Source organism: Allobosea sp. MMO-172 (assembly GCF_037147855.1).
In the GTDB taxonomy this organism is placed as follows: Bacteria; Pseudomonadota; Alphaproteobacteria; order Rhizobiales; family Beijerinckiaceae; genus Allobosea.
Genome location: NZ_JBBCUM010000005.1, coordinates 68840 through 94747, shown reverse-complemented (window position 1 = coordinate 94747; position 25908 = coordinate 68840). Strand labels below are relative to the sequence as shown.

Sequence of the window (25908 nt, the reverse complement as noted above, 5' to 3'; positions counted from 1 at the left end):
TCCCCTCAGGCGACGCCGTTGAGGGCGCAGAGATGCGTCATCCGGCGAGCGGCCAGTTCGGGATCGATCAGCAGCCCCGACTGGTCGGCGAGACGGAAAAGATCGGCGTAATGCAGGATGCCGCGTGCCGATTCCGCGCCGCCGACCATGCGGAAATGGCTCTGGAAGCCGTTGAGCCAGGCAAGGAAGACGACGCCGCATTTGTAATGCTGGGTGGGTGCCTCGAAGAGCCGGCGCGAGAGCGCGACGGTCGGATCGAGGATCGCATGGAAGCCGGCGCGGTCCCCCGCCTCCAGCCTGGCGAAGGCAGCGGCCGCGGCCGGTGCGATCGGGTCGAAGATGCCGAGCAGGCCGTGCGAGAAGCCCTGCTCGTCGCCGCCGATCAGCTCCGCGTAGTTGAAGTCGTCGCCGGTATACATGACCACGCCCTCCGGCAGGCGGCGGCGCATCGTGATCTCCTTGCCCGCATCGAGCAGCGAGATCTTGATGCCGTCGATCTTGTCGGCATGCTCACGGATTAGCGTGAGTACGGTCTCCATCGCGGGCTCGAAATCGCGGCTGCCCCAATAGCCGGCAAGCGCCGGATCGAACATCTCGCCGAGCCAGTGCAGGATCACCTTGCCGCGGCACTGGCGGATCAGGCGGCCATAGACGGCAAGATAATCCTCCGGACCCTTCGCGACACGGCAAAGCGCGCGGCTCGCCATCAGGATGATCTTGCCGCCATGTTCCTCGATATGGCCGATCTGCTCCTCATAGGCGCGGATCACGTCATCAAGGCCGCGGGCATCCTGCGGGGCGAGCTGGTCGGTGCCGGCGCCACAGGCGAGATCGGCGCCCGGGGTCGCCTTGGCCTCGGCGAGGACGCGGGTGATCAATTCGGCGGCGTTCGGCCAGTCCAGCCCCATCCCGCGCTGGGAGGTGTCCATCGCCTCGGCGATCTTGAAGCCGAGACCCCAGAGATGGCGGCGAAAGGCGAGTGTCGCATCCCAGTCGACGGCCGGCTCGCGCCAGGGATCGACCAGCTTAACCGGGTCGGCAACGACATGGGCGGCGGCATAGACGGTGCGGATGTCATTGGCCGGAGCCGCTTGCGGGAAAGGCGAAGGCGGCGCCAGCCTGTAGCGCTCGCTGCTGCCGTCCATGCGGGGCAGGCTGATCTCGACCATCGCTTCCTCCGGTGATTTTATTGGAACGTTCCAATTATGAAACGCGTTTGAAGCCTTATACAGAGCCATAAAAAGCTTTTAAAGAGGGATATTGCACGCCGCATCATTCGCTGATAATGGAACGTTCCAAGAAAAGAACAGCGCCACGCGCATCAGGGACGAAACCATGCCGCAGCCGCAAGGCAGCAAGGGAAAGGTGACGATCATCGAGATCGCGGACGCCGCCGGCGTCTCGAAATCGACGGTCTCGCTCGTCCTCACCGGGCGCGGCGCGGTGAAGCCTGAAACCCGCCAGCATGTCCTGCAGACCATGGACCGGCTCGGCTATGTCTATAATCGCGGCGCCGCCAACCTGCGCAACGCGCAGTCCCGCATCGTCGGCCTCGTCCTCAACGACCTCTCCAACCCGTTCTTCGCCGAATTCGCCATCGGCGTGGAGAAGGTGCTGCAGATGGCCGGCTATGTCGCCTTCATGGCCAACACCGCCGAGAGCGTGGTGCGGCAGGAACAGGTGATGCGGATGATGCGCGAGCACGGCGCCGGCGGCATCATCCTCTGCCCCGCACTGGATACGCGGCCCGAGCATCTCGACTGGGCCAAGGCCGCCGGAACTGCGCTGCTGGTCGCGATCCGCCGCCTGCCCGGCGCCGATATGAGCATCGTCGTGCCGGAGAACCTTCTCGGCGCCAGCCGCGTCACCCGCCATCTCATCAATCTCGGCCATGAGCGCATCGCCTTTCTCGGCGGCATGCATTCGATGGTGGTCCGGCAGGAGCGCCATGGCGGCTTCCTCTCGGCGATGGAGGCGTCCGGCCGCAGCGTCGATCCCGCGCTCAATCTCGAGAGCATGCCGACGCGCGACGGCGGCTTCAGCGCGATGAGCGCGGTGCTCTCGCTCGCCGACCGGCCGACGGCGGTCGTCTGCTACAACGACGTCACCGCGATCGGCGCGATGCTCGCCGCCGCGCGCCACGGCCTCGTCGTCGGGCGCGACATCGCCATCGTCGGCTTCGACGATACCAGCGAGGCGCGCCATGTCTCGCCCGCGCTGACCACCGTCGCGGTCGACCCGGTCGGTCTCGGCGAGCGCGCCGCCGCCCTCCTGCTCAAGCAGATCAACGATCCCGCCGCCGAGCCCGAGAGCTTCATCGGCCCCGCCCATCTCGTCATCCGCGAATCCTGCGGCGCCTATCAGCGCGCGCTCGCCGCCGCCGGCTGACCCCTTTCCGAAGAGACAAGAGCTCATGGCCTTCCCTCGCATCCTATCCGCCGACGAAGCCGCCGCCCTGATCCCGGACGAGGCGATCGTCACGGTCTCCTCCTCTTCCGGCCTCGGCTGCCCCGATGCCGTTCTGGCCGCGATCGGCCGGCGCTTCGACGCCTCCGGCCACCCGCGCAACCTGACGACGCTGCATCCGATCGCAGCCGGCGACATGTGGGGCGTCAAGGGCGTCGACCATATCGCCAAGCCCGGCCTGCTGGCGCGGATCATGGGCGGCTCCTACCCCTCCGGCCCCTCCTCGGCCGAGCCGCCGGCGATCTGGAAGATGGTCACGGGCAACGAGATTCCGGCCTACAACATCCCGAGCGGCATCCTGTTCGACATGCATCGCGAGGCTGCCGCCAAGCGCCCGGGCGTGCTGACCAAGATCGGCATGGACACCTTCGTCGACCCCAAGCACCAAGGCTGCGCGATGAACGCCCGCGCCATGGCCGAGCCGATCGTGTCGCGCGTCGAATTCGACGGCGAGGACTGGCTCTATTTCCGCAGCATCGTGCCGAAGGTCGCGATCATCCGCGCCACCACGGCGGACGAGCGCGGCAATCTCTCCTATGAGCATGAGGGCGGCCTGCTCGGCCCGCTCGATCAGGCGCTGGCGGTGCGCAACAATGGCGGCATCGTCATCGCGCAGGTGAAGCGGGTGGTCGAGGCCGGCAGCCTCAACACGCAGGCCGTCTTCGTGCCGGGCATCCTCGTCGATGCGATCGTGGTCGCGCCCGACCAGATGCAGACGACGCAGACCGTCTACGACCCCGCCATCTCCGGCGAGGTGCGCCGGCCCTTGTCCAGCTTCGAGACCCCGGCCTTCGACGTCGCCAAGGTCATCGCCCGGCGCGTCGCGCAGGAATTGCGCCATGGCGACGCCGTCAATATCGGCTTCGGCATCTCCGCCAATGTCCCGCGCATCCTGATCGAGGAAGGCCAGCACGGCGCGGTCACCTGGGTGATCGAGCAGGGCGCGGTCGGCGGCGTGCCGCTGCTCGAATTCCAGTTCGGCTGCGCCTCCAATGCCGAAGCCATCGTCCCCTCCCCCTACCAGTTCACCTATTTCCAGGGAGCGGGCTTCGACATGTCGCTGCTCTCCTTCCTGCAGATCGACCGGCAGGGCTGCGTCAACGTCTCGAAGCTCGGCGTGCGTCCGCATGTCACCGCCGGCGCCGGCGGCTTCATCGACATCACCGCGCGGGCCAAGCGCATCGTCTTCTCCGGCTATTTCAGCGCCGCCGCCAAGCTCGCGATCGCGGATGGCAAGCTCGTCATCGAGAAGGAAGGCAAGGTGAAGAAGCTGGTCGAGGCGGTCGAGCACATCTCCTTCTCCGGCCCTCGCGCGATCGCCCAGGGCCAGGACATCACCTATGTCACCGAGCGCTGCGTGATGAAGCTCACGGCCGAGGGCATCGTCGTCACCGAGATCGCGCCGGGCGTCGATCTGGAGCGGGACATCCTCGCCCAGAGCGAGTTCCCGCTGCTGGTGCCGAAGCCCCCGAAGCTGATGGACGCCGCGCTGTTCAATGAGGCCCTGATCGGCCTCGATCTCCCCGCGAGGGCGGTATGAGCGATCCCGTCCGCCTCGACATTGCCGCCGGCATCGCGACGATCACGCTCGCCCGGCCGGAAAAGCTCAATGCGCTCGACGATGTCATGGTCGGCCTGCTTGGCCGCTTCGTCGACGCCATCGACGCCGACCGCTCGGTGCGCGCCGTCATCCTGACCGCCGAGGGCAAGGCCTTCTGCGCCGGCGGCGACATCGTCGCCTGGGGCGGGTTGTCCCCGCTGGAAATGGGCCAGGGCTGGGTCCGTTCCGGCCACCGCGTCTTCGACAAGCTGGCGCGGATGAAGCCGCCGGTCATCGCCGCGATGAACGGCCATGCGCTCGGCGGCGGGCTCGAACTCGCCGTCACCGCCGATATCCGCATCTGCGAGGTTCAGGCCAAGATCGGCCTGCCCGAGACCGGGCTCGGCATGATCCCCGGCTGGTCGGGCACGCAGCGTCTCGTGAAGCGCCTCGGCGGGCAGGTCGCGCGGCGCCTTGCGCTCACCGGCGAGATCGTCGCCGCCGAGCAGGCGCTTTCGCTCGGCATCGTCGATCAGGTCGTAGAGAAGGGCGGCGCGCTCGCCGCCGCTCAAGCCATGGCCGAACGCATCTGCCAGCGCGGCCCGGTCGCCAATATCGTCGTCAAGCAGCTGATCAATGCCGCCGAGGACGAGGATAGCGGCGCGATCATGGAAGCGCTGGCGAGCTCGCTCGTCTCCTACACGGACGACGTGAAGGAAGGCGTCGCGGCCTTCCAGCAGAAGCGCACGCCGACCTACCGGGGAGAATGAGATGACGCGCCCCGTTGCCCTCATCACCGGCGCAAGGCGCGGCATCGGCCGCGCCATCGGCATCGCGCTCGCCAAGGCCGGCCACGACATCGCCTTCACCGACATCGCCGAGGACGAGGCCGTCGCCGAAGCGTTGAGGCTGTTCGAAGCGGCCGGCGCGAAGGCGCGTTTCTTCAAACACGATGTCGCGGCGGTCCCGAGCCATGCCCGCCTCGTCGCCGATGTGAAGGCCGCTTTCGGCCGGCTCGATCTCTTCGTCTCCAATGCCGGCATCGGCGCGCCCATACGCGGCGACATGCTGGAGATCACGGAGGAGAGCTTCGACCTCGTGATGGACATCAACCTGCGCGGCGCCGCCTTCCTGAGCCAGGAGGTCGCCAGGGCGATGATCGCTGACAGGCCGGAGCGGCCGGCCATCGTCTTCATCACCTCGGCCTCGACCGAGCTGATCTCGATCGACCGGGCGCAATATTGCGTCTCCAAGCTCGGTCTCTCGATGTGGGCGAAGGCGCTCGCCGTCAGGCTGGCGCCGGAGGGCATCCCGGTCTTCGAGGTCCGGCCGGGCGTGATCCGCACCGACATGACCGCGAAGGTCGCCGCCAAATACGACGCGCGCATCGCCGACGGGCTGATCCCGGCCGGGCGCTGGGGCGAAGGCGAGGATGTCGCAGCCGCGGTCGCCGCCCTGACCAGCGGGCAATTCGCCTATGCGACGGGCACAGTAATCAACGTCGATGGCGGCTTGCTGATCCCGCGATTGTAGCAAGACTGGACCGACAACACCGAGAAGCCGGCGCCAAGCCGGCCGGATACTCACGGAGGACAGGATCGATGCAGGCTGTTGAGCAGCGGAAGCCCCGGAGGGGCTTGCCCGCATGAGCTATGAATTCGATTTCGCCGACGTCTTCGCGGCCTGGCCCGAATTGCTGCAGGGGCTGGTCAACTCGCTCGTGCTCTCGGCGCTGGCGATGGTGATCGGCATGGTGGTCTCGGTCGCCGGCGCGCTCGGCAAGACCTCGGGCCCGAAATGGCTGGTCTGGATCATCGACGAATATATCGAGCTGATCCGCAACACGCCGTTCCTGATCCAGATCTTCATGATCTATTTCGGCCTGCCCTCGCTCGGCCTGAAGATGACCTCGAACACGGCGGCGCTGCTGGCGCTGGTCGTCAATGTCGGCGCCTATGGCATCGAGATCATCCGCGCCGGCATCGAGAGCATCCAGAAGGGGCAGATCGAGGCCGGCAAGTCGCTGGGCATGCGTCCGCTCCAGATCTTCCGCTACATCATCCTGAAGCCCGCGATCCAGGCGATCTACCCCTCGCTCACCAGCCAGTTCATCCTGCTGATGCTGAACACCAGCGTCTGCTCGGCGATCGCAGCGAGCGAGCTGACGGCGGTGGCCGGCGACATCCAGTCGCGCACCTTCCGCAGCTTCGAGGTCTATTTCGTCGTCACATGCATGTATCTCGGCCTATCCGTCTTCTTCTGGACGGTCTTCGCCGCCATCGAGCGCACCTTCCTGCGCAAGCCAACCCGGTGAGGTGAGACGATGCGCACACTCGGCTCCCCCGACATCATCTACATTCTCATGGCAGTACGCTGGACGCTGCTGCTCTCGCTCGTCGCTTTCCTCGGCGGCGCGATCGGCGGCGCGCTGGTCGCGCTTGCCCGCACCGGCGAATACAAATGGCTGCGCGTTGCCTCGGCCGGCTACATCAAGGTCTTCCAGGGCACCCCGCTCCTGATGCAGCTCTTCCTCGCCTTCTTCGTGCCGGGGCTATTCGGCTGGTCGGTCGATCCCTGGACGGCGGCGGCGCTCGGTCTCTCGCTCCATGCCAGCGCCTTCCTCGGCGAGATCTGGCGCGGCGCCATCGAGGTCGTGCCGCGCGGGCAATGGGAGGCGGCGACCTCGCTCGGCCTGCGCTACGCCCCGAAGATGGTGCTGATCATCGCCCCGCAGGCGATCCGCATTGCGATCCCGCCGACGATCGGCTTCCTCGTGCAATTGATCAAGGGCACCTCTCTCGCCTCGATCATCGGCTTCGTCGAGCTGACGCGCGCGGCGCAGATCATCAACAACGCCACCTTCCGGCCCTTCACCATCTTCGCGCTGGTGGCGCTGGTCTACTACGTCATCTGCCGGCCGCTCTCGGCCTACAGCAAGCGAATGGAGCAGAAGCTCCTCGTCGCCGCGCGCTGAGCGCGGCTACGCAATACGAAGCCCACCTCAGAGGAGAACGACCCATGTCACTGTTTAAATCGATTTGCCGCCGCAGCCTCGGCGCGCTCGTCTTCGCCGGCCTCGCCGCCGCCTCGCTCGGCGCCGCTCCGGCCCAGGCCGCCACGCCCGACGAGATCAAGGCCCGCGGCAAGCTGATGGTCGGCGTGCTGACCGACTACCCGCCCTTCGGCGGCACCGACGCCCAGCAGAACCCGGCCGGCTACGATGCCGACGTCGCCGCCCTGATGGCCAAGGCGCTCGGCGTCAAGCTCGAGCTCGTCCCGGTCACCGGCCCGAACCGCATCCCCTATCTGCTGACCAACAAGGTCGACGTGCTGATCGCCACCTTCGGCATCACCGCCGAGCGCCAGAAGCAGGTGCTGTTCTCCAACCCCTACAGCACGCTGACGATCTACGTGCTCGCCCCCAAGAGCCTGAACATCAAGACGGCGGAAGACCTGAAGCCGGTGACGATCAGCGTCGCGCGCGCCTCGACCCAGGACACCGCGATCAGCGCCGTCGCGCCGGCCGGCACGCCGCTCAAGCGCTTCGACGACGATGCGACCGCGCTGCAGGCTCTGATCTCCGGCCAGGTCCAGGCGATGGGCGCGAGCAACACCATCCTCGCCCAGCTCCTCAAGGACTACCCGCAGCTCAATATCGAGCCGAAGATCACGCTGCGCGAGCAGGCCAACGGCATGGCCTTCCGCAAGGCCGACACGGCGCTGGCCGAGTTCGCCAACAAGTTCATCGCCGAGATCGAAGCCAATGGCGAGCTCTCGAAGATCAACCAGAAGTGGTTCGGCATCCCGCTGCCGAAGCTGCCGGCGATGCCGCAGTTTTGATCACGCCTGATGGGTGCCCGGCCTCGCGCCGGGCACCTCTTTCGACTGTCATCCAGAACGGTTTTTGCAGATGTCCGCGACAGCCCCGTCCGCCACCGGTCACGAGATCGGCGACGTGATCATCGAGATGCGCAAGGTCGACAAGTTCTATGGCGACTTCCACGTCCTGCGCGATATCGACCTCACCGTCTCGCGCGGCGAGCGCATCGTCATCTGCGGCCCCTCCGGCTCGGGCAAGTCGACGCTGATCCGCTGCCTGAACCAACTCGAAGAGCATCAGAAGGGCGAGATCGTCATCGACGGCACCGCCGTCCACGCGAAACTCAAGGGCATCGAGGATATCCGCCGCGAGATCGGCATGGTCTTCCAGAGTTTCAACCTGTTTCCGCACCTGACCGCGCTGGAGAACTGCACGCTGGCGCCGATGAAGGTGCGCGGCACGCCCAAGGCCGAAGCCGAGGCCACCGCCCGCCGGATTCTCGAACGCGTCCATATCCCCGAGCAGGCGCATAAATACCCGGTTCAGCTTTCGGGCGGACAGCAGCAGCGCGTCGCCATTGCCCGCTCGCTCTGCATGAACCCGAAGATCATGCTCTTCGACGAGCCTACCTCGGCGCTCGACCCCGAGATGGTCAGCGAAGTGCTCGACACCATGGTTGAGCTGGCCGAGAGCGGCATGACCATGATCTGCGTCACCCACGAGATGGGCTTCGCCCGCAAGGTCGCCGACCGGGTGATCTTCATGGATGCCGGCGAGATCGTCGAGATGGCCCCGCCGGAGCAGTTCTTCTCGGCACCGCAGAATGAGCGGACGCGCAAGTTCCTCGGCCAGATCCTGCACCACGCCTAGCCGCTTGCCGGCGGCGCAGGGAACGCCACGTGCATCCTGCAACCTGCACTGGCCAGCCGCTTGTGTGGAATTCGATCCGATAATAGAGGAATTGGGCCGACCATCATCCCCGAGAGTGCGCAGTGACGGCAGCCCCGTTCCCGATGATGCGACTGCGGACGGACGATGTCCCGCGCCGGGAACAGATGGCCTTCGTGCACGACTTCGTCGCGCGCCATGTCGGCGGGCTGGAATTCCGTCCAGCCGACCGGGACAATATCCGCATCGATATGGAAGCCATGATGCTGCCGGGCGGGCTGACCGTCGGCCGTGGCCTCTATGCGCCGATGCATGGCGCGCGGACGCGCGGCCTGCTCCAGGACGGCCGCGAGCACTATCTGCTGACGATCCATAACGAGGACCACGAGGTCGCCGTCGATGGCGGCAGGATGGTCAAGGTCTCGGCCGGCGATGTGCTGCTGCTGAACGAGGCGGTCTGCTTCGAGTTCTGGCAGGGCAAGGCGATGTCGGTCGACGTGCTCTCGCTCGACCAGCGGCGGCTGGCGAGCCTGGCGCCGCGCGTCGCGCTGGAGGCGAGCTATGTCATCCCTGCGGCATCGGCCTCGCTGTCGCTGCTTTCAGGCTATGTCGAGATGCTGCGCCGCAGCCCTCCCGGATCGGTCAGGGCGAGCGAGATCGCCTCCCGCCATGTCTACGACCTCGCCGCGCTGGTCCTCGACGGCTTCGTGCATGGCGGCGCCGAGCGCAATGCCCGCAGCATCGCGGCCGCCCGGCTGAAGCTCGTGCGCAAGGATATTCTCGAACGGCTCGCCGATCCCGGCCTGGGGATCGAGGCGGTCGCCCGGCGCCAAGGCATCACGCCGCGCTATGTCCAGCGCCTGTTCGAAACGCAGGAGACGACCTTCTCCGACTTCGTGCGCGACCAGCGGCTCGACCTCGCCTTTCGCATGCTGCGGGAGCGCGACCCGGCCTCCTGCACGATCACGACCATCGCCTTCGATGCCGGCTTCTCCGACGTCACCTCCTTCAACCGGGCCTTCCGGCGGCGCTTCGAGGCAACACCCTCCGAAGTCAGGGCCAGCGTCCTGAAAGGCTGATTCAAGCCAGACTTTTGCAATCCGGCTCCGGAAAAACCGCTGCTTTGTTCGCCGGCTGCAAAGCCTGTTCGCGCGCATCCGAGACGGCCCATCTTCCTCCGCCATAGCGTCCGCCCCCTCTGAATGTGGGGGGATGGCTCCTACTTCGTCGAAGCCGGAGCCCTCGCCATGACGACCGCACCGTTTGCGATGCAGCGGCTGTCGACGGAAGAGATTCCGCGCGGTCAGCGGATGGCCTTCCTGCATGATTTCATGGCCCGGCACGTCTGGAGCGGGCGGCGGCTGCTCCCGGCGGACGACGACGCGATCCGCGTCGATCTCGAAGCGATGGCGCTGCCCAGCGACCTCCTCGTCTCCCATGGCCGCTTCACGCCGATGCGCGGCATCCGGGCGGGCGACCTGCTGCAGGACGGCCGGCAGAACTACGTCTGGACGATCCAGGACGACGAGCGCGAGATCTCGGTCGCCGGCAAGGCGCCGATCAGGATCGGCGCGGGCGACCTCGTGCTCGTCAACGAAGGCACCTGCCACGAATGCTGGCACGGCCGCCCGACCTCCTTCGACTTCGTCTCGCTCGACCGCCGGCTGCTCGCCGAGCGCGCGCCCCGCATCGATCTCGACGCGAGCTACGTCATCCCGGCGGCGATGGAAGGCATGTCGCTATTGAAGGACTATGTCGCGCTGCTGCGCCGCAATCCGCCGGGCTCGGTCAGGGTTGCCGAGGCGGCTGCGCGCCATGTCTACGACCTCACGGCCCTGGTCCTCGGCAGCGCCGTGCGCGGCGGCACCGAGCGCAACGAGAGCAGCATCGCGGCAGCCCGCCTCAGGCTCGTGCAGAAGGACGTCCTCGAACGCATCTGCGACCGTGACCTCCATATCGAGGCGGTGGCGCGGCGCCAGGGCGTCACGGTGCGCTATGTCCAGCGCCTGTTCGAGAATACCGGAACGACGTTTTCGGACTTCGTCCGCGGGCAGAGGCTCGAGCATGCCATCCGCCTGCTGAAGGAGCGCGACCTCGCCTCCAGCACGATCACGACGATCGCCTATGACGTCGGGTTCTCGGACGTCTCCTCCTTCAACCGCGCGTTCCGCAAGCGCTTCGACGCTACCCCTTCCGAGTTCCGGGCCGACATCCTGAGTCGCCGCGCCACGTTCCCGAGAGGCGAGGAATGACGCCGATGAAGGCTGCCGAAGCGAGCCTGCGGCCGATATCGCCGCCATTCCCCGAAAAATACCCGGAGCCGTGTTCGCTCCCTGCAAAACCCCTTCGCCCTCAGCGCAGACGGCCAAGCCTCCGTCTTCCTAAGGTCCGGGCCGAATTGCGCGAAAGCGCTGCTCCGCTTTGCCGAATGGGCCGTGCCGACAGCCTTCATTCTCGGCCTTGGAAGGGATTTCGAGTGCTGTCGATCTCATGCGCCCGCAAGCACGGTGCTGCTGCCGCGCGCCGTCCGAAACGCCGTCTCCTCTCCGCCGCGCTCTGCGCCGGTTTTCTGTTCGCCGCCGATCCGGCCGTGGCCCTGACGCGCGACGAGGTCGCCAGGGTCGCCGAGCTGATCGCCGCGCTGCAGCCGGATTTCGGCCCCTTCGCCTATGACGAGGAGATCGTCGCCGAATGGTTCGAGCGCGATGCCGCGGATCGCAGGTTGATCCGGGCCGCCGGCTTCACGGCGGAGAGCTGGAAGACCGCCGTCGGCGAGACCTTCCGCGGCCTCGCCGCCCTCGCGCCCCAGAGCGAGATCGACGCGTTGCGCGCCAAGCTCGATGCCGGCGCGGGCGGCCTCGCCACGTTGAACGCGGCCCAGAAGGCGGAGGCCCTGCAGGCGCTCCGGGCGGAATTCGAACGCATGCTCGCCTTCCGCACCGAGGGCGCGCGCTTCGCCGACACCGTGCGCCCGCTCGCGCCGCGCCTGAAGGCGATCCTCGACACCAGCTCCGACTGAGGCCCGGCCATCGCCGCCGGCCGACGCTCGTCTCGCATGTCCTAAAGGTTCATGATGAAAACTGCTTTCTCGAAGCGCCCCGTGCGCAGCCATGCCCTCCGCAGGACAAACCTCCTCTCGGCGACCGCGCTCGTCGCCGCCGGCACGCTGGCTACGCCCTCCGCGCAGGCGAATTCCGTGCTCTACACCGTGAGCGGCACCTATACGGATGCGATCACGGTCGGAGCGACGAGCATCATCCGGACCCTGACCGGCATCGACGCGGTCTTCGCGGGAACCGTCACCTATAGCGACCCCACCGTCGGCTATCTCACGCTCGGCGACACCTCCGCCAATAACGGCACCATCGTCTTCGCGCCGACCAGCATCGCGGGCACCCTGGGCTACGACTATCTCAGCATCGCCGGCGGCGTGGTCCGCTTCGGCAGCGATGCGGCGCGAGCCTTCTACACCCGCTCCGGAACCGCCGTGATCGTCTCCGGCGGTGCGCTCGACCTCGGCGGCGTCAGCCAGACCATCAGCCTGGTGAGCCACCTCGGCGTGAGCGCAGGCACGATCACCAATAACGGCCCCGGCGCCGCGACACTGACCGTGGCCAACAGCATCGACTTCAACGGGACGATCACCGACGGCGCGAACGCGCTTGCCCTGCGCCTGCAAGGCAGCGGGACGCAGACCCTCGGCGGCAACAATACCTATTCCGGTGGCACCACCCTGGCCGCCGGCTCGCTGCTGACGGTGGCGCATTCCAATGCGCTCGGCACCGGCGCCCTGCGTTTCGAAGGGCTGGGCAGCACGCTTGCGCTGAACGACACCATCTCGCTCGCGAACGATATCGAGCTGGCGGCGGGCGCCACCGCCGTCTTCACCGTCGGCAGCGGCACCGGCCGGCTCATGGGCGACATCGCCAGCAACAACGGCGACCTGTTCAAGGACGGCAATGGCGAGCTCGTCCTCGGCGGCGCTGTCGATGCCGGCCGCATCTTCCTCAATCGCGGCAGCCTGACCTCGGCCGCGCCGCTCGGCGGCAACATTTCCGACACGGCGTCGCTGATCATCGCCCAGAACGCGACCTTCAACGTCCAGGGCAGCGAGAAGGTCTACGAGGTCATCGGGACCGGGCAGTTAGCGCTCGCCAATGGCGCACAACTGACGCTCGGCCGCACCGGAAACGGAGGCTCGGACTTTTCGACCACATCCAGCAACCTGATCACCGGCCAGGGCTCGCTGCGCAAGGAAGGCGACAACCGCCTGACACTGCGCGGCGCCAATACCTATTCCGGGGGCACCACGCTCGCCGCCGGGACGCTTCGGGCCGGAAGGACCGGCACGCTGGGCACGGGCGGGCTGACGATCGCCGGCCAGGGAACCACGCTGGCCCTCATCGACAACGTCCGGCTCAACAACGCGATCACGCTCGACCAGGGCGATCTCAATGTCGAGGTGGAGAGCGGCACGGCCACGCTCGGCGGGCGGATCACGCGAGCAAACCCGGCAGAGGCGCGGGATTTCCTCAAGAGCGGCCCCGGCACGCTCATTCTCGCCGGCAACGGCTCGGATGTCGCGCGCGCCCATGTCGACAGCGGCATCCTGCAGGTCGACGGTACGATCACCGCCCAGACGCTGCAGGTGGCGAATGCCGCCGGGCTGTCCGGCATCGGCACCGTCAATGCCGATGTCACGATCGCCAATGGCGGCATCTTGCATGGACGCTCAGACCAGACCCTGACCATCAACGGCAATCTGATCCTGAACAGCGGCTCCACGATCGAGGTCGAGCTCGATGCGCCGAGCACGCGCGCCCTGTTCGGCGTTGGCGGCAACCTGATGCTCGACGGCCGCCTGAACATCACCGGCACCGGGAATTACGGCGCGGGCGTCTACCGTCTGTTCGACTATGACGGAACGCTGACCGATAACGGGCTCGACGTCACCGCAGCGCCGCCCGGCGCGACCGCGACGATCCAGACCGGCATCGCCCGCCAGATCAACATCGTCGTGGGCTCGGGCGCCGGCCCGGTCTGGCAGTTCTGGGACGGCAGCCAGACGGCAGGCAACGGCCTGGTCGACGGCGGCACCGGCAGCTGGAGCAGCACCACCAACTGGACGGATGCGAACGGACAGGTCAACGCGGCCTGGGCCGGCGGGCATGCGGCCTTCCAGGGCGCGGCGGGCACGGTCACCATCGCTCCGGGCGGGGTCTCGGTGAATGGCATGCAGTTCGCCGTGAACGGCTACGCCCTCGATGGCGGCCCCATCACGCTGGCGGCGCCGCAGACCGTGATCCGGGTCGGCGACGGAACGAACCAGGGCGCGAATTTCATCGCCCGGATCGGCTCCGACCTCACCGGCTCCGGGGGCTTGCTGAAGACCGACCTGGGCCGGCTGATCCTCACCGGCAACAACAGCTATCAGGGCGATACCTACGTCCAGAACGGCCGGCTGGAAGGCAACACGGGCAGCATCCGCAACAACATCGTCAATAACGGGGTCGTCGTCTTCGATCAGGCGCAGGACGGCAGCTTCGCCGGCAGCGTCACGGGCCAGGGCGGCGTCATGATCAAGGACGGCGCTGGCGCATTGCGGCTGACCGGGCTCAACACGCTGGAATGGTCGATCCGGAACGGCGCCCTCTCCTCCACCACCGCCGCCTTCCGCGGCAATCTCGACATCCGCGGCGGGGCGACGATGCGCTTCGAGCAGAACGCCTCGGGCACCTATGCCGGCGATGCCCGCAGCAGCGGCAATGGCGACGGCCGACTGGAGATCGCGGCCGGCGCCGGCAACACCATCACCTTCACCGGCGATTCCAGCGGCTTCACCGGGATCACCACGGTGGAGAACGGGGCGCTGGCGGTGAACGGGCAGCTCGGCGGCGCCCTGACCGTCACCGCAAGCGGCCGCCTGCAGGGCACCGGCACGGTCAGCGACGTGGCGGTCGCCGGCACGATCGCGCCCGGCAATTCGATCGGCACGATCAATGTCGGCAATATCGGCTTCGATCCGGGCTCGACCTATGAGGTCGAGATCGACGCGACCGGCGCCTCCGACCGGATCGCCGCCTCGGGCAACGCCACGATCAACGGCGGCGCGGTCAGGGTGCTGGCCGGCGCCGGCAACTACGCCCAGCAGACGCAATACACCATCCTCACAGCGGCGGGTGGGCTCGCCGGCACCTTCACCGGCGGCGTCAGCTCCAATCTCGCCTTCCTCGACCCCTCGCTCAGCTACGACGCCAACAACGTCTACCTGACGATGGTCCGCAACGGCCTGAGCTTCCGGAATGTCGGCCTGACCTGGAATCAGGTCGCTACGGCCGGTGCCGCCGAGAGCCTGGGCGCCGGCCACGCCGTCCACAACGCGGTGCTGAGCCTCTCGGCCGGCCAGGCCCGCAATGCCTTCGACCAGCTCTCGGGCGAGGTCCACGCCTCGGCCCGCACGGCCCTGATCGAGGACAGCCGCTTCCTGCGCAGCGCCGTCAACGACCGCCTGCGCGCGGCGTCCGGCGGCGTCGGCGCCGCCCAGGGCGACGCCGTCACCTATATCGACGGCAAGCCGGTCCCCGTCCGTCCCGGAATCGACCGCCTCGCCGTCTGGGGCCAGGGCTTCGGCTCCTGGGGCCATAGCGATGGCGACGGCAACGCGGCGAAGCTGGAGCGCAGGACCGGCGGCTTCTTCATCGGCGCGGATGTCCCGGTTCTCGATCGCTGGCGCCTCGGCGCGGTCGCCGGCTACAGCCGCAGCCATTTCGAGGTGAAGGACCGGCATTCGTCGGGCACGAGCGACAACTACCATCTCGGCCTCTATGCCGGCGCCAACTGGGGCGCGCTCGCGCTGCGGACCGGCGCCGCCTATACGTGGCATGACATCGAGACGAACCGGGCCGTCAGTTTCCCCAGCTTCAACGATCGCTTGAAGGGTGACTACGGCGCCGGCACGACGCAGCTCTTCGGCGAGCTCGCCTATGGCTTCGCGATGGGCGCCACCCGCTTCGAGCCCTTCGCCAACCTCGCCTATGTCAACCTGCACACGGACGGTTTCAGGGAGCGCGGCGGCGCGGCGGCGCTGGCCGGCACGGCTGCCGATACCGATGCGGTCTTCGCCACGCTGGGCCTGCGCGCCTCGACCACCTTCACGCTCGGCGGCGCGGCCCTGACGGCGAAGGGCATGCTCGGCTGGCGCCACGCCTTCGGCGACGCGACGCCGCTCGCGACCCTGCGCTTCGCCGGCGGCGGCAGCCCCTTCGGCATCGGCGGCGTGCCGATCGCCCGCAATGCGGCGGTGATCGAGGCCGGGCTCGACTATGCGATCTCGCCGAACGCCTCGCTCGGCATCAGCTATGGCGGCCAGTTCGGCTCCGGTCTCGCCGACCATTCCGCCAAGGCCAATCTCCATGTCAGGTTCTGAGGGCGCCATGGATCATCGTTCCCGCTCCCTCATCCTGACGAATATCGTGGGGCTGTTTCCGATCGCCGAGCAGGCGGATGCGATGTTCGCCAACCGGCTGCTCGAAACCTACCCCGAGGTCTACCGGCTCTTCGCCCTGGAGCTCGGACCGCAGGAGCGAAGCCTCGTCCTGACGCTGCGACTGCTGTTCGGGAACTCCCGGCACTTCGGAGAAGTCCTGCCGATCGTGCAGGAACTCGCCCGCTCTCACAGGATCGGCCGCCTGATCGAGCCTCACTATCAGGCGCTGGCCGAGACACTGATCTGGACGCTCCGGCGCAGCCTCGGCCCCGGCTTTACGATCGAGGCGGAGCGTGCCTGGCAGCGCGCGCTCGACGGGCATCCGGAGCCGGCGCCTGCGGCCGGCCGAAAGGCCGTCGCATGACCAGCCACCGCCTCCACATCCTCGGTTCCGTCGTTCTCATGGCGCTCGCCGGCTCCAGCCACGCCGCCTCGGTCGCGCCCCGTAAGGGTGAGCCGGCGCCGCAGCGAATCGAAACGGCACAAGCCCCCGCACTGGGGCAGGCGGCCGCGGCCACATTGCCCGGCGGTGCTTCCTCGCTGAACGAGACCTACAAGGACTGGCGCGTGGCCTGCGCCCAGCAAGGCAGCGCCAAGCGCTGCGTCCTCAGCCAGGCCCAGGCGCAGCCGAATGGCCAGCGCGTCCTTGCCATCGAGCTGAACCCGGTGACCGGCAATGTCGTCGCCGGGGTGCTGGTGCTGCCATTCGGATTGTCGCTTGAATCCGGCATCGCCTTCCAGATCGACGAAAAGCTGGCAGCGCAGCCCATGCGCTTCCGCACCTGCCTGCCGAGCGGCTGTCTCGTCGCCGTCAGCTTCGATGCGCCGACCGTCGTGGCGCTGCGGACGGGCACGGCGCTGAACATCAAGGCGACGGCCGATAGCGGCGCCGTGGCGCCGTTCTCGATCTCGCTCCAGGGCTTCGCCACCGCGCTCGATCGGGCGGCGATGTTATCGCGTTGATAGCCCGGCGCCGGTGGCATCGTGGCGTTTGACGCTGCCACATTTTCGCCTTAACGCTCGCTGCGACGGTTCCCTCACGGGATCAAAAGGGAACGCAGTGCGGATGGCCTGGCCATTCTATGCTGCGGCTGCCCCCGCAACTGTAAGCGGCGAGCCTCATCGCCATACGCCACTGGGACCTCGGCCCTGGGAAGGCGGCGACGAGGCCACGACCCGCGAGCCAGGAGACCTGCCGTCAGTCGTGGTCACACGCGAACACGTTCGGACGGGGTGTTTCGATCGCTGCTCGACTGTCTGCCCCCTGAATCGGGGCGAACGGGAGATCGCGTTCGCGGTGACGTGCCACAGACGTCAACGCCCGAGGTCTCATCGTGTTCGTTCCCAGCAAAGCCGCACAGCGCGGCTCATCTTCCGTTTTCGCATTGTCTCTGGCCGCCGCCGGCGTGCTGCTCTGCTTGCCGGCCCATGCACAGGCGCCCGGCAGCACCGTCGAGCTCGACCAGATCGTCGTCAGCGCGACCGGCACGCCGCGGCCGGCACGCGAGATCGCCAGCTCCGTCACCGTCATCACCGCGCGGGAGATCGAGCAGCAGCAGCGCCGCACCCTGCCCCAGGCGCTTGCCACAGTCCCCGGCCTCAACATCGTCCAGATCGGCGGGCCAGGCGGCCTGACTTCGGTCTTCATGCGCGGTACCAACTCGAACCACGTCAAGGTCCTGATCGACGGCATCGAGGCCAACGATCCCTCGACGCCGAACCGCGCCTTCGACTTCGGCTCGATGCTGACCGACGATATCGAGCGCATCGAAGTGCTGCGCGGGCCCCAGAGCGGCCTCTATGGCGCCAATGCGCTCGGCGGCGTGATCTCGATCACCACCAAGCGCGGCGACGGGCCGCCCAAGGTCACGGCGCGAGTCGAGGCCGGCTCGCACGGCACCTTCAACCAGGCGGCCGGTTTCAGCGGCGGCGACGACCGCTTCAATTACGCCTTCAACCTCGCCCATACCCGCTCCGATTCCACGGATTCGGTGCCGCCCCAGCTGATCCCGCCGGGCGTGAAGGTGAGGCCGAACACCTATGACGCCTACACCTATTCCGGGCGCCTCGGCTTCGCGCTGACCGACACGCTGAGCGTCAACTGGGCCGGCCGCTATACGGACGGGCAGTTCCGCTCGGCCTATGACAGCGGCTTCCCGAGCAAGCCGACGCCCTACCGGGCGCTTTCGAACTACGCTCAGGCCTTCACCCGCGGCGAAGTGGTCTGGGATCCGTTCGGCGGACGCTTCGTCAACCGCTTCGGCGTCTCCTATTCGAACCAGGACCGCTCGAACCGCTCGCCGAACGCCTTCGGCATCCTCGGGCGACCGACGGAGAACCTCGGCGAGCGCACCAAGGTCGACTGGCGCGGCGATTTCGAGATCGCCAAGGGACATATGCTGATCGGCGGCCTGTCCTATGAGCGCGAACGGCTGGAGTCGACCAGCCTCACCGCCTCCAACGGCAACAAGGCGGGCTATCTCGAATACCAGGGCAACATCGCCGACCGCTTCTTCGTCGCGGCCAATATCCGCCACGACCATGACGACAGCTATGGCGGCCACACCACCTACCGCGTCGCCCCGGCTTATATCGTCCCGGGGACCGAGACCAAGCTGAAGGCGAGCTACGGCACCGGCTTCAAGGCGCCGACGCTGAGCGAGCTCTTCATCGACTACAGGCCGGGCTTCAACTTCTTCGGCAACCCGAACCTGAAGCCCGAGGAAAGCCGCGGCTGGGACATCGGCTTCGAGCAGCCGCTCTTCGACAAGCGCCTGCAATTCGGGGCGACCTGGTTCCAGAACGATATCGAGAACCTGATCGTCACCAACACCGCCCGCAACTCCTACGCCAACATCGGCAAGGCCGAGACGAAGGGCGTCGAGGCCTTCGCCGCGCTCGAAATCTCGCCGCAGCTGCGCGTCCGGGGCGACTACACCTTCACCCTCGCCAAGGACGAGATCGGCCGGCAGGAGCTGCTGCGCCGGCCCCGCCACAAGGCGAGCGGCACCATCACCTGGACCCCGATGGAGAAGCTCAGCCTGTCGGCGACGCTGATCTATGTCGGCCCCTGGGTCGACGGGAACCGCGACTTCTCGACCCCGCGGCTGAAGGCGAGCGGCGCCACGCTGGTCAACCTCGCCGCCGAGTACAAGGCGACCGACAAGGTCACGGTCTTCGGGCGCGTCGACAATCTGTTCGACAAGCGCTGGGAGAACCCTGTCGGCTTCCTCGTACCCGGTTTCGGCGCCTATGGCGGCGTCAGGGTTGCGTTCGGCGGATGAGACGGAAGCGTCGAACTGACCGCGCCCTTGGCGCGGCGCTGGTGGTCGCGAGTTCCATACTCGCGGCTGCTCCGGCGGCGGGCGCGCCGCCGGAGCGCATCGTCTCGCTCAACATGTGCACCGACGAGCTGGTGCTGCGCCTTGCCGATGCCGGGCGGATTGCCTCCGTCACGTGGCTCTCGCAGGACCCGCGCAACGCCAACATGGCGGAAACGGCACGGCGGGTTCCGGCCAATCACGGGCTCGTCGAGCAGGTGCTCGCCCTGAAGCCCGATCTCGTCATCGCCGGGGCCTACACGACGCGCGCGACGGTCGGGCTGCTCAAGCGCGTCGGGGTCACGCCGCGCGAGTTCGGCGTGCCGCGCAATCTCGCCGAGATGCGCGCCCAGATCCGCGAGATGGCGGCATTGCTCGGCGAGCCGGCGCGCGGCGAGGCTCTGGTCGCCGGCATCGATGCCCGCCTGGATGCGCTGGCCGCGCGCAGCCCGGCGCGACCGCTGCGCGCCATCGTGCTGCGGCCGAACGGCTTCACGGTCGGCCGCGGCTCGCTCGTCGACGAAATCCTGACCCGGGCCGGTCTGGTCAACATCGCGGCCGAGCTCGGTATCGACAGCTACGGGCAGATTCCGCTGGAGACGGTCGCGCTCTCGGGCGCCGAGGTACTCGTCCTCAACGATACGCCGGATGGCCCGCCCTCGCTCGCCCATGAGGTTCTGCATCACCCGGTGATCGAGAGGCTCGCCGGCAGGCTCAGGCTGGTGGCGCTGCCGTCGCGGCTATGGACCTGCGCCGGGCCGAGCGTGGTCGATGCGATCGAGCATTTGGTGAGAGCCACGGAGGCGAATCCATGAGGCGCCCGACCGTTGACGGCATCCGGCTTTCATTCCTGCTCCCGGCATTGGGGCTCATCCTGCTGGCGATGGGCGTCGCCTCGCTCGCGGTCGGGTACGCATCGCTGCCGCTTGCCCAGGCGGTCTCGGATGTGATGGCAGGACGGGCCAGCCTGCCCGCGCTGGTGCTCGCGGAGTTGCGCCTGCCGCGCAGCCTGCTCGGCGCGCTCGTCGGCTTCAGCCTGGGCATGGCCGGCGCGGCCGTGCAGGGGCTGATGCGCAATCCGCTGGCAGAGCCCGGCGTCATCGGCATTTCGAGTTCAGCCGCGCTCGGCGCGGTCGCCACCTTCTATAGCGGACTCTCCGCCACGATCGCGCTCGCCCTGCCGCTCGGCGGCATCGCCGGCGCGCTGCTCGCGACGCTCGTCCTCTTCATCCTGCTGGGTCGCGGCGCGAGCACGATGACGCTGATCCTCGCCGGCGTCGCGCTCAACAGCTTCGCCGGCGCGGCGACGGCGCTCGCCCTCAATCTCGCGCCCAACCCCTATGCCGCGCTGGAGATCGTGTTCTGGCTGATGGGTTCGCTCGCCGATCGCAGCATGAGCCATGTCTGGCTGGCGCTGCCACTGATGCTCTTCGGCTGGGCGTTGATGGCTTCGACCGCGCCTGCGCTCGACGCGTTGAGCCTGGGCGAGGAGACGGCGGCCAGTCTCGGCTTCGATCTCGGCTGGCTGCGCGCCAGGCTGATCGGCGGAACGGCGCTCGCCGTCGGCAGCGCCGTCGCCGTCACCGGCGCGATCGGCTTCGTCGGGCTGGTCGTGCCACATCTGCTGCGCCCGCTGGTCGGGCACCGGCCGGGCCGGCTTCTGATCGCGAGCGGGCTCGGCGGCGCGATCCTCGTGCTCGCGGCCGATCTCGGCGTGCGGCTCCTGCCCGTCCGGCCGGAGCTGAAGCTCGGCGTGGTCACCGCCCTGATCGGCGCGCCGTTCCTGTTCGCGCTCGTGCAGCGCCTGCGGCGGGAGGCGCTCTGATGGCGATCGTCGCGCAGGGGCTCTCCGTCACGCTCGGTGGCCGCATCGCGTTGGACCGTGTCGACGCGCGGCTCGAACCGGGCCAGGTGCTCGGCATCATCGGCCCCAACGGCGCCGGCAAGACGACGCTCTTGCGTGTCCTCGCCGGTCTCCTGAAGCCTGACGCCGGCAGCGTCCGCTATGACGGAGCAGGCCCGCGCGAACTCGGCCGCCGCGCGCTGGCGCGCCGCGTCGCCTTCCTGGCGCAGGACAGCACCGCCGTCTGGTCGCTCTCCGTCGATGCCGTGGTCGGCCTCGGGCGGCTGCCGCATCGGCAGGCTTTCAGCGGCGAGAACGAGGCCGACCGAGCCGCCATCGTGAGAGCCATGGCCCATTGCGATGTCGCTTCCTTCACCGGACGCACCATCGGCGCCCTTTCGGGCGGCGAACGCCGGCGCGTCCTGCTGGCGCGCGCGCTGGCTGTCGAGGCCGACTATCTCCTCGCAGACGAGCCACTGGCGGGGCTCGACCCCGGCCACCAGCTCGAAACGCTGCAATTACTGCGCTCCATCGCCGCCGCAGGCACCGGCGTCGCGGTCGTGCTGCACGATCTCTCGCTCGCGGCGCGCTTCTGCGACCGGCTCCTCCTGCTCCATCAGGGGCGCGGGGTCGCCGATGGCGCGCCCGACGCTGTGCTCGACGATACGAGCTTGGCCGAGGTCTTCGGGGTCACCGCCCTGCGCGGCAGCCATGCCGGCGAGCCCTTCCTCCTGTCCTGGCAGACAACCACAAGAGGCCCTAACGATGACCGACGCTGAGACCCTACGCGCTCTGCTGCGCGAGCATATCCACGAGGTCGGGACGCAGTGGAACCTCGGCACGTTCGGCGCCATCGCCGAGTTCATGCGCGATCCCGGCGAGGCCTGTGCGATCACCGATCGGCCCGGCCGCCTTTCGGCGACGACGTCGCGCGGCGGCATCGGCTTCGGCTCGTTGACGGGCCTGCGCCTCTTCGCCTCCGAATCCGCGACCGGCGCGACCTGGAACCATCGCGTCGCGCTCTGCCTGCCCGAGAACGCCTGCGCCATGTCCGGGCGCACGGTGCTGACCGAACTCGGCCCCGATAGGGATGCCCTGCGTGAAGAGGACCGCGGCGCGATCCTGTTCGACATGGGGCTCGGCACGCTGCAGGTCGATATCTGCATCCGGACCGCCGATTCCACGCTGATCGCCGCGCTCCGGGTGGAGGCAGGCCGGCCGCTCTTCTCACCCGGAAATGGGGCGATGGGCGCGATCCTCGCGGCCGGGCCGCACCGCGTCTTCATCGCCCGTTTCGGCCGCTGCGAGGTCTATCAGCCGATCCCGCCCGCCGACGGAAAGAGCCCCGAAGGGCCGCATACCCATGTGCTGCCCAAGCTGCTGCGCACGGGCCGCACCCATGCCGCGACCGAGCCGGTTCCGGACGGGTTCGTGCCCTGTGCCCATCTCGTGCCGGCCCACCCGATCAAGGACGCGATGGGTCGGCCGCGCGCATTCGACCAGGCCGCGTTCAAGACCTTCGAAGCGCTGCTGCTCGCATTCGGCGATCCTGATCTCGCGGCGCTCAAGCAGGCCGTACGGTCACGCCTCGCCGAAGGCAGCGAGCCCGATGCCTGTCCACCTGCGCCAACCCGCTTCGCAAGGCATGCCTTGCGGGTGGCGCTGCGACAGCAGGCAGCGGTCGGCGACCAGACCCCTGCCTTGAAGGCTTGGTCGGCAGCCTTCGATCCGCGTGACGCAGCCGATGACGGTGAGGAGTCGACGGACCCCTATGCGCATTGAAGAGAGGGCATGTCGACGGATGCCTCTCAGGGCAATTGGGAAATCTCGCAAACAGGCCGGATCAAAATACAAAAATGTCCGCCCAGCCCAATCCTCTGGCTAAGGCATTGATCTGAAACGGGAGTGGTGGGCCGGGCCGGACTCGAACCGGCACCGGCGCTGTTATGAGCAGCGAGCTCTAACCATTGAGCTACCGGCCCGCTCCTCGCCTAGCATCGCCGCCACCCGGCAAGCAAGGCACATCGGGCCGGAATCGAAAGGGCCTCCCGGCATGCCGGGAGGCCCTGTTTCGTTCACGAGCGGTCGATCGCCCTGTCGTCTCAGGCGGCCGCCGCGTGCCGGCGCTCGCCGTGCTCCTCGCCCGCATGCCCCTGGCGGAAGGTGAAGCGGCCGATATGCTCGGTCAGCGCCCTCGTCTGCTCGTCGGTCAGCGCGAGCGCGGCGTTGGTCTCCTCGACCAGCGCGGCGTTCTGGTGCGCCATCGTGCCGATGCCGTCGATCTCGGTGTTGATCGCCGAGACATCGCTCGCCTGGCTGCGGGCGGTCTGCGAGATGCCGTTCATCAGGCCGGTCAGCTCGTTCACCGAGGAGACGATCGCGCCGAACATCGCCGAAGTCTCCTCGACCAGGCCGACACCGACCTTGACGTCGCCATGCGCCGCCTCGACCAGCTTCTTGACATCGTTCGAGGCATCGGCCGAGCGCTTGGCCAGGCTGCGCACCTCGGTCGCGACCACCGCGAAGCCCTTGCCGGCATCGCCGGCGCGAGCGGCTTCGACCGCGGCGTTGAGCGCCAGCAGGTTGGTCTGGAAGGCGATTTCGTCGATCATCGCGATGACCTCGGAGATCTTGCTGGAGGACTGGCGGATGCGCTGCATCGCTTCCAGCGCCGAGGCGACGACCTTCTCGCCCTGCTGCGCGCGCTCTTCCGCGCCCTGCGCCATGCCGGTCGCCTGGGCGGCTTCGCTCGCGGTCTTCTTCACCGTGCCGGCGAAGGCGCCGAGCTGGTTGGTCGCCATTGAGACGGCGTTGCTCTCCTCGCTGGTACGCTCGGCGAGATCGGTCACGCCGTCGAGGATTTCGCTGGTCGCGCTGCGGACGGCCGAAACCGTCTCGGCCAGGCGGGCGAGCGTGCTCTCGAACTCGTTGGCCAGCGCATTGGTGCCGTCCTTGAGCTCGGCGAAGGCGCCCTGATACATCCCCTCGATGCGGGTCGAGAGATGGCCGGCCGACAGCTCCGCCAGTACGTCGCAGGTTTCCAGCAGGCCGGTCTGCACCGTCTCCAGCAGCGTGTTGACCGAGCCGGCGAGCGCATTGAGCTCGGGATCGGCGAACTGCGCCGCGACGCGCTGGGTGAAATCGCCCGCCGCAGCGGCGGCGACGACGACGCCGAAGGCCTCGCCCAGCTCGCGCATCATCTCGCGGCGCTGCTCCTGCGCCCGCGCCTCGTCCTCGACCTTGGCGAGCTCGGCAGCGCGCAGCGCCACCGCATTGTCGCGGAACAGCAGGACGCTCTTCGAAATGTCCGAGATCTCGTCATTGCCCTTGGTATCGACGACGGTCTCCAGCGCGCCGTCGGCGATCGCCCTGGTCGCGGCCCAGAGCCGGTTGAGGCGTCCGACGATCATCGGACGGACGAAGAAGAAGGACAGGGCCAACGCGATCAGCAGCGAGGCGATGCCGATAGCAGCCAGCGTATAAGAGCTGCGCTCGATCACGTCCTTGGTCGAGTCACGGCCTGCGATCGCGCCGCCGCGGGCGGAAGCCACGAGCTCGCCGACCTCGCGGCGAACCTTCTCCGCAGCCTGGTCGAGATTCTTGAGGCCGGCAGCGATCGCGGCCTGCGTCCCGAGATCGCGCTCGCGGATGGCGACGAGACCACCGGCGCCCTCGCCGAGATCGGTCACGGCATTGACGGCCTGGCCGCGCGCCGGATTGGCCTGGAGCATGTCCGCCGCCGTCAGGAGACCGCGAACCTGGCCGAGCTGCGCCTTGAGGCGCGCCTTGGCATGTTCCAGCTTCTCGGTGCTGTCGACCTGCGAGATCTCGCGCAGCAGGCCGACCGTCTCGCTGATCTGGAGCTGGAGCGCCTGCGCGGTCTGGAGCGAGGACAGGTCCTTGTCCAGAACCTTGGAGAGCGCGGCGTCGAATTCGCTGCCGGTGAGCTGCGCCGCGCTGGTGATGTTCATCTTGACGTTGAACTGGGCGTCCGACGTCTCGAAATCCGCCATGGCGCTGAAGCCGTCGCGGGCCTTGGACAGGGCGGTGAGCGCGGTCGCGGTGTCGGCGGCGTTGCGCAGCCGCTCCCCGGTCAGGTCGTTGATGTCGTTGATCTGGCGGGCCAGGTCGTCGATCGCCGATTGCGGCTTGGACTTGTCGACCTTGCCCTGCTCGGCGATGCGCCGCAGCAGCTCCAGCTGGCGCGCCTCGACGGAGTCGAGCTCGCCGGTCAGGGTCGCGCGCTGCTGCAGGGTCGAGACCTCGCTGAAACGTGCCGCCAGCGCGGTCGACTGCGTCGCCGCCTGCGAGAGCTCGAGCGCGAGCTCGACCACGGGCATCTTCTGGCCGACGAGGTCGTCCACCGTCTGGTCGACGCTGTTATAGGAGAACCAGGCCACCGAGGACGAGACGATGGTCAGGGCCGTCATCACGCCGAGCGCGGCGTAGATCCGGGGCGCGATACCGATCCGCAACGGCTTGCCCTCACGCACGGGCTTGGCTTTCGTCATGAAGTCGTACTCCGGAATTCACGCAACGCTGGAG

21 protein-coding genes, 1 tRNA gene and 1 riboswitch are annotated in these 25908 nt (G+C 68.0%); of the genes, 19 read left to right on the top strand and 3 right to left on the bottom strand.

Annotated features, from left to right (window positions below):
• Nucleotides 1-5: 5 nt before the first annotated feature.
• The gene (locus WFK61_RS09530) at nt 6-1169 is read right to left on the bottom strand and encodes a dihydrodipicolinate synthase family protein (RefSeq protein ID WP_336811291.1); all 1164 of its coding nucleotides are present in this window, start codon (nt 1167-1169) and stop codon (nt 6-8) included.
• A 166-nt stretch (nt 1170-1335) separates the two neighbouring features.
• Here WFK61_RS09530 and WFK61_RS09525 point away from each other — a divergent pair, with 166 nt between their 5' ends.
• The 19 genes from WFK61_RS09525 (at nt 1336) to WFK61_RS09435 (ending at nt 23145) form a co-directional block, all read left to right on the top strand.
• Nucleotides 1336-2388 carry a LacI family DNA-binding transcriptional regulator gene (locus WFK61_RS09525; RefSeq protein ID WP_336811290.1) on the top strand — a complete coding sequence of 351 codons (1053 nt, stop codon included), beginning with the start codon at nt 1336-1338 and terminating at the stop codon, nt 2386-2388.
• A gap of 25 nt (nt 2389-2413) precedes the next feature.
• Complete coding sequence (locus WFK61_RS09520) at nt 2414-4006, top strand: acyl CoA:acetate/3-ketoacid CoA transferase (protein WP_336811289.1); 1593 nt, start codon at nt 2414-2416, stop codon at nt 4004-4006.
• Nucleotides 4003-4776: an enoyl-CoA hydratase/isomerase family protein gene (locus tag WFK61_RS09515; RefSeq protein WP_336811288.1), complete on the top strand. Its 774-nt coding sequence runs from the start codon at nt 4003-4005 to the stop codon at nt 4774-4776. The genes WFK61_RS09520 and WFK61_RS09515 overlap by 4 nt, the downstream gene beginning before the upstream one ends.
• Before the next feature lies 1 nt (nt 4777).
• Nucleotides 4778-5539, top strand: coding sequence for a 3-ketoacyl-ACP reductase (locus WFK61_RS09510; protein ID WP_336811287.1), 762 nt, complete (start codon nt 4778-4780; stop codon nt 5537-5539).
• 112 nt (nt 5540-5651) lie between these two features.
• A complete protein-coding gene (locus WFK61_RS09505; RefSeq protein ID WP_336811286.1) occupies nt 5652-6320 on the top strand; it encodes an amino acid ABC transporter permease in 669 nt (222 codons plus the stop codon).
• A gap of 9 nt (nt 6321-6329) precedes the next feature.
• Nucleotides 6330-6980, top strand: coding sequence for an amino acid ABC transporter permease (locus tag WFK61_RS09500; protein ID WP_336811285.1), 651 nt, complete (start codon nt 6330-6332; stop codon nt 6978-6980).
• A gap of 44 nt (nt 6981-7024) precedes the next feature.
• On the top strand, nt 7025-7846 hold the full coding sequence (locus WFK61_RS09495) for a transporter substrate-binding domain-containing protein (RefSeq protein ID WP_336811284.1): 822 nt from the start codon (nt 7025-7027) through the stop codon (nt 7844-7846).
• Between the two features lie 127 nt (nt 7847-7973).
• Complete coding sequence (locus WFK61_RS09490; protein ID WP_442896287.1) at nt 7974-8696, top strand: amino acid ABC transporter ATP-binding protein; 723 nt, start codon at nt 7974-7976, stop codon at nt 8694-8696.
• A gap of 122 nt (nt 8697-8818) precedes the next feature.
• Nucleotides 8819-9793 carry an AraC family transcriptional regulator gene (locus WFK61_RS09485; protein WP_336811282.1) on the top strand — a complete coding sequence of 325 codons (975 nt, stop codon included), beginning with the start codon at nt 8819-8821 and terminating at the stop codon, nt 9791-9793.
• Nucleotides 9794-9961: 168 nt separating this feature from the next.
• Complete coding sequence (locus WFK61_RS09480; protein ID WP_336811281.1) at nt 9962-10966, top strand: helix-turn-helix transcriptional regulator; 1005 nt, start codon at nt 9962-9964, stop codon at nt 10964-10966.
• A 224-nt stretch (nt 10967-11190) separates the two neighbouring features.
• Entirely contained in the window at nt 11191-11733 is a 543-nt protein-coding gene (locus tag WFK61_RS09475; RefSeq protein WP_336811280.1) for a hypothetical protein, read from the top strand.
• Nucleotides 11734-11784: 51 nt separating this feature from the next.
• Nucleotides 11785-16140, top strand: coding sequence for an autotransporter domain-containing protein (locus WFK61_RS09470; protein WP_336811279.1), 4356 nt, complete (start codon nt 11785-11787; stop codon nt 16138-16140).
• Between the two features lie 7 nt (nt 16141-16147).
• Complete coding sequence (locus WFK61_RS09465) at nt 16148-16564, top strand: globin family protein (RefSeq protein WP_336811278.1); 417 nt, start codon at nt 16148-16150, stop codon at nt 16562-16564.
• Nucleotides 16561-17163, top strand: a complete 603-nt coding sequence (locus WFK61_RS09460) for an invasion associated locus B family protein (protein ID WP_336811277.1) — start codon at nt 16561-16563, stop codon at nt 17161-17163. Before WFK61_RS09465 ends, WFK61_RS09460 begins: the two co-directional genes overlap by 4 nt.
• A gap of 50 nt (nt 17164-17213) precedes the next feature.
• A riboswitch (cobalamin riboswitch) is annotated at nt 17214-17414 on the top strand.
• 120 nt (nt 17415-17534) lie between these two features.
• Nucleotides 17535-19484 (top strand): TonB-dependent receptor plug domain-containing protein, encoded by a 1950-nt coding sequence (locus tag WFK61_RS09455; RefSeq protein ID WP_336811276.1) that lies wholly within the window; start codon nt 17535-17537, stop codon nt 19482-19484.
• Between the two features lie 41 nt (nt 19485-19525).
• The gene (locus WFK61_RS09450) at nt 19526-20335 is read left to right on the top strand and encodes an ABC transporter substrate-binding protein (protein ID WP_336811275.1); all 810 of its coding nucleotides are present in this window, start codon (nt 19526-19528) and stop codon (nt 20333-20335) included.
• The gene (locus tag WFK61_RS09445; protein ID WP_336811274.1) at nt 20332-21345 is read left to right on the top strand and encodes a FecCD family ABC transporter permease; all 1014 of its coding nucleotides are present in this window, start codon (nt 20332-20334) and stop codon (nt 21343-21345) included. The genes WFK61_RS09450 and WFK61_RS09445 overlap by 4 nt, the downstream gene beginning before the upstream one ends.
• Entirely contained in the window at nt 21345-22142 is a 798-nt protein-coding gene (locus WFK61_RS09440) for an ABC transporter ATP-binding protein (RefSeq protein ID WP_336811273.1), read from the top strand. The genes WFK61_RS09445 and WFK61_RS09440 overlap by 1 nt, the downstream gene beginning before the upstream one ends.
• On the top strand, nt 22129-23145 hold the full coding sequence (locus WFK61_RS09435; RefSeq protein WP_336811272.1) for a DUF6925 family protein: 1017 nt from the start codon (nt 22129-22131) through the stop codon (nt 23143-23145). Before WFK61_RS09440 ends, WFK61_RS09435 begins: the two co-directional genes overlap by 14 nt.
• Nucleotides 23146-23269: 124 nt before the next feature.
• Here the strand turns inward: WFK61_RS09435 and WFK61_RS09430 are convergent.
• Nucleotides 23270-23345, bottom strand: a tRNA-Ile gene (locus tag WFK61_RS09430).
• 120 nt (nt 23346-23465) lie between these two features.
• The gene (locus WFK61_RS09425; RefSeq protein ID WP_336811271.1) at nt 23466-25874 is read right to left on the bottom strand and encodes a methyl-accepting chemotaxis protein; all 2409 of its coding nucleotides are present in this window, start codon (nt 25872-25874) and stop codon (nt 23466-23468) included.
• Nucleotides 25875-25908: the final 34 nt, after the last annotated feature.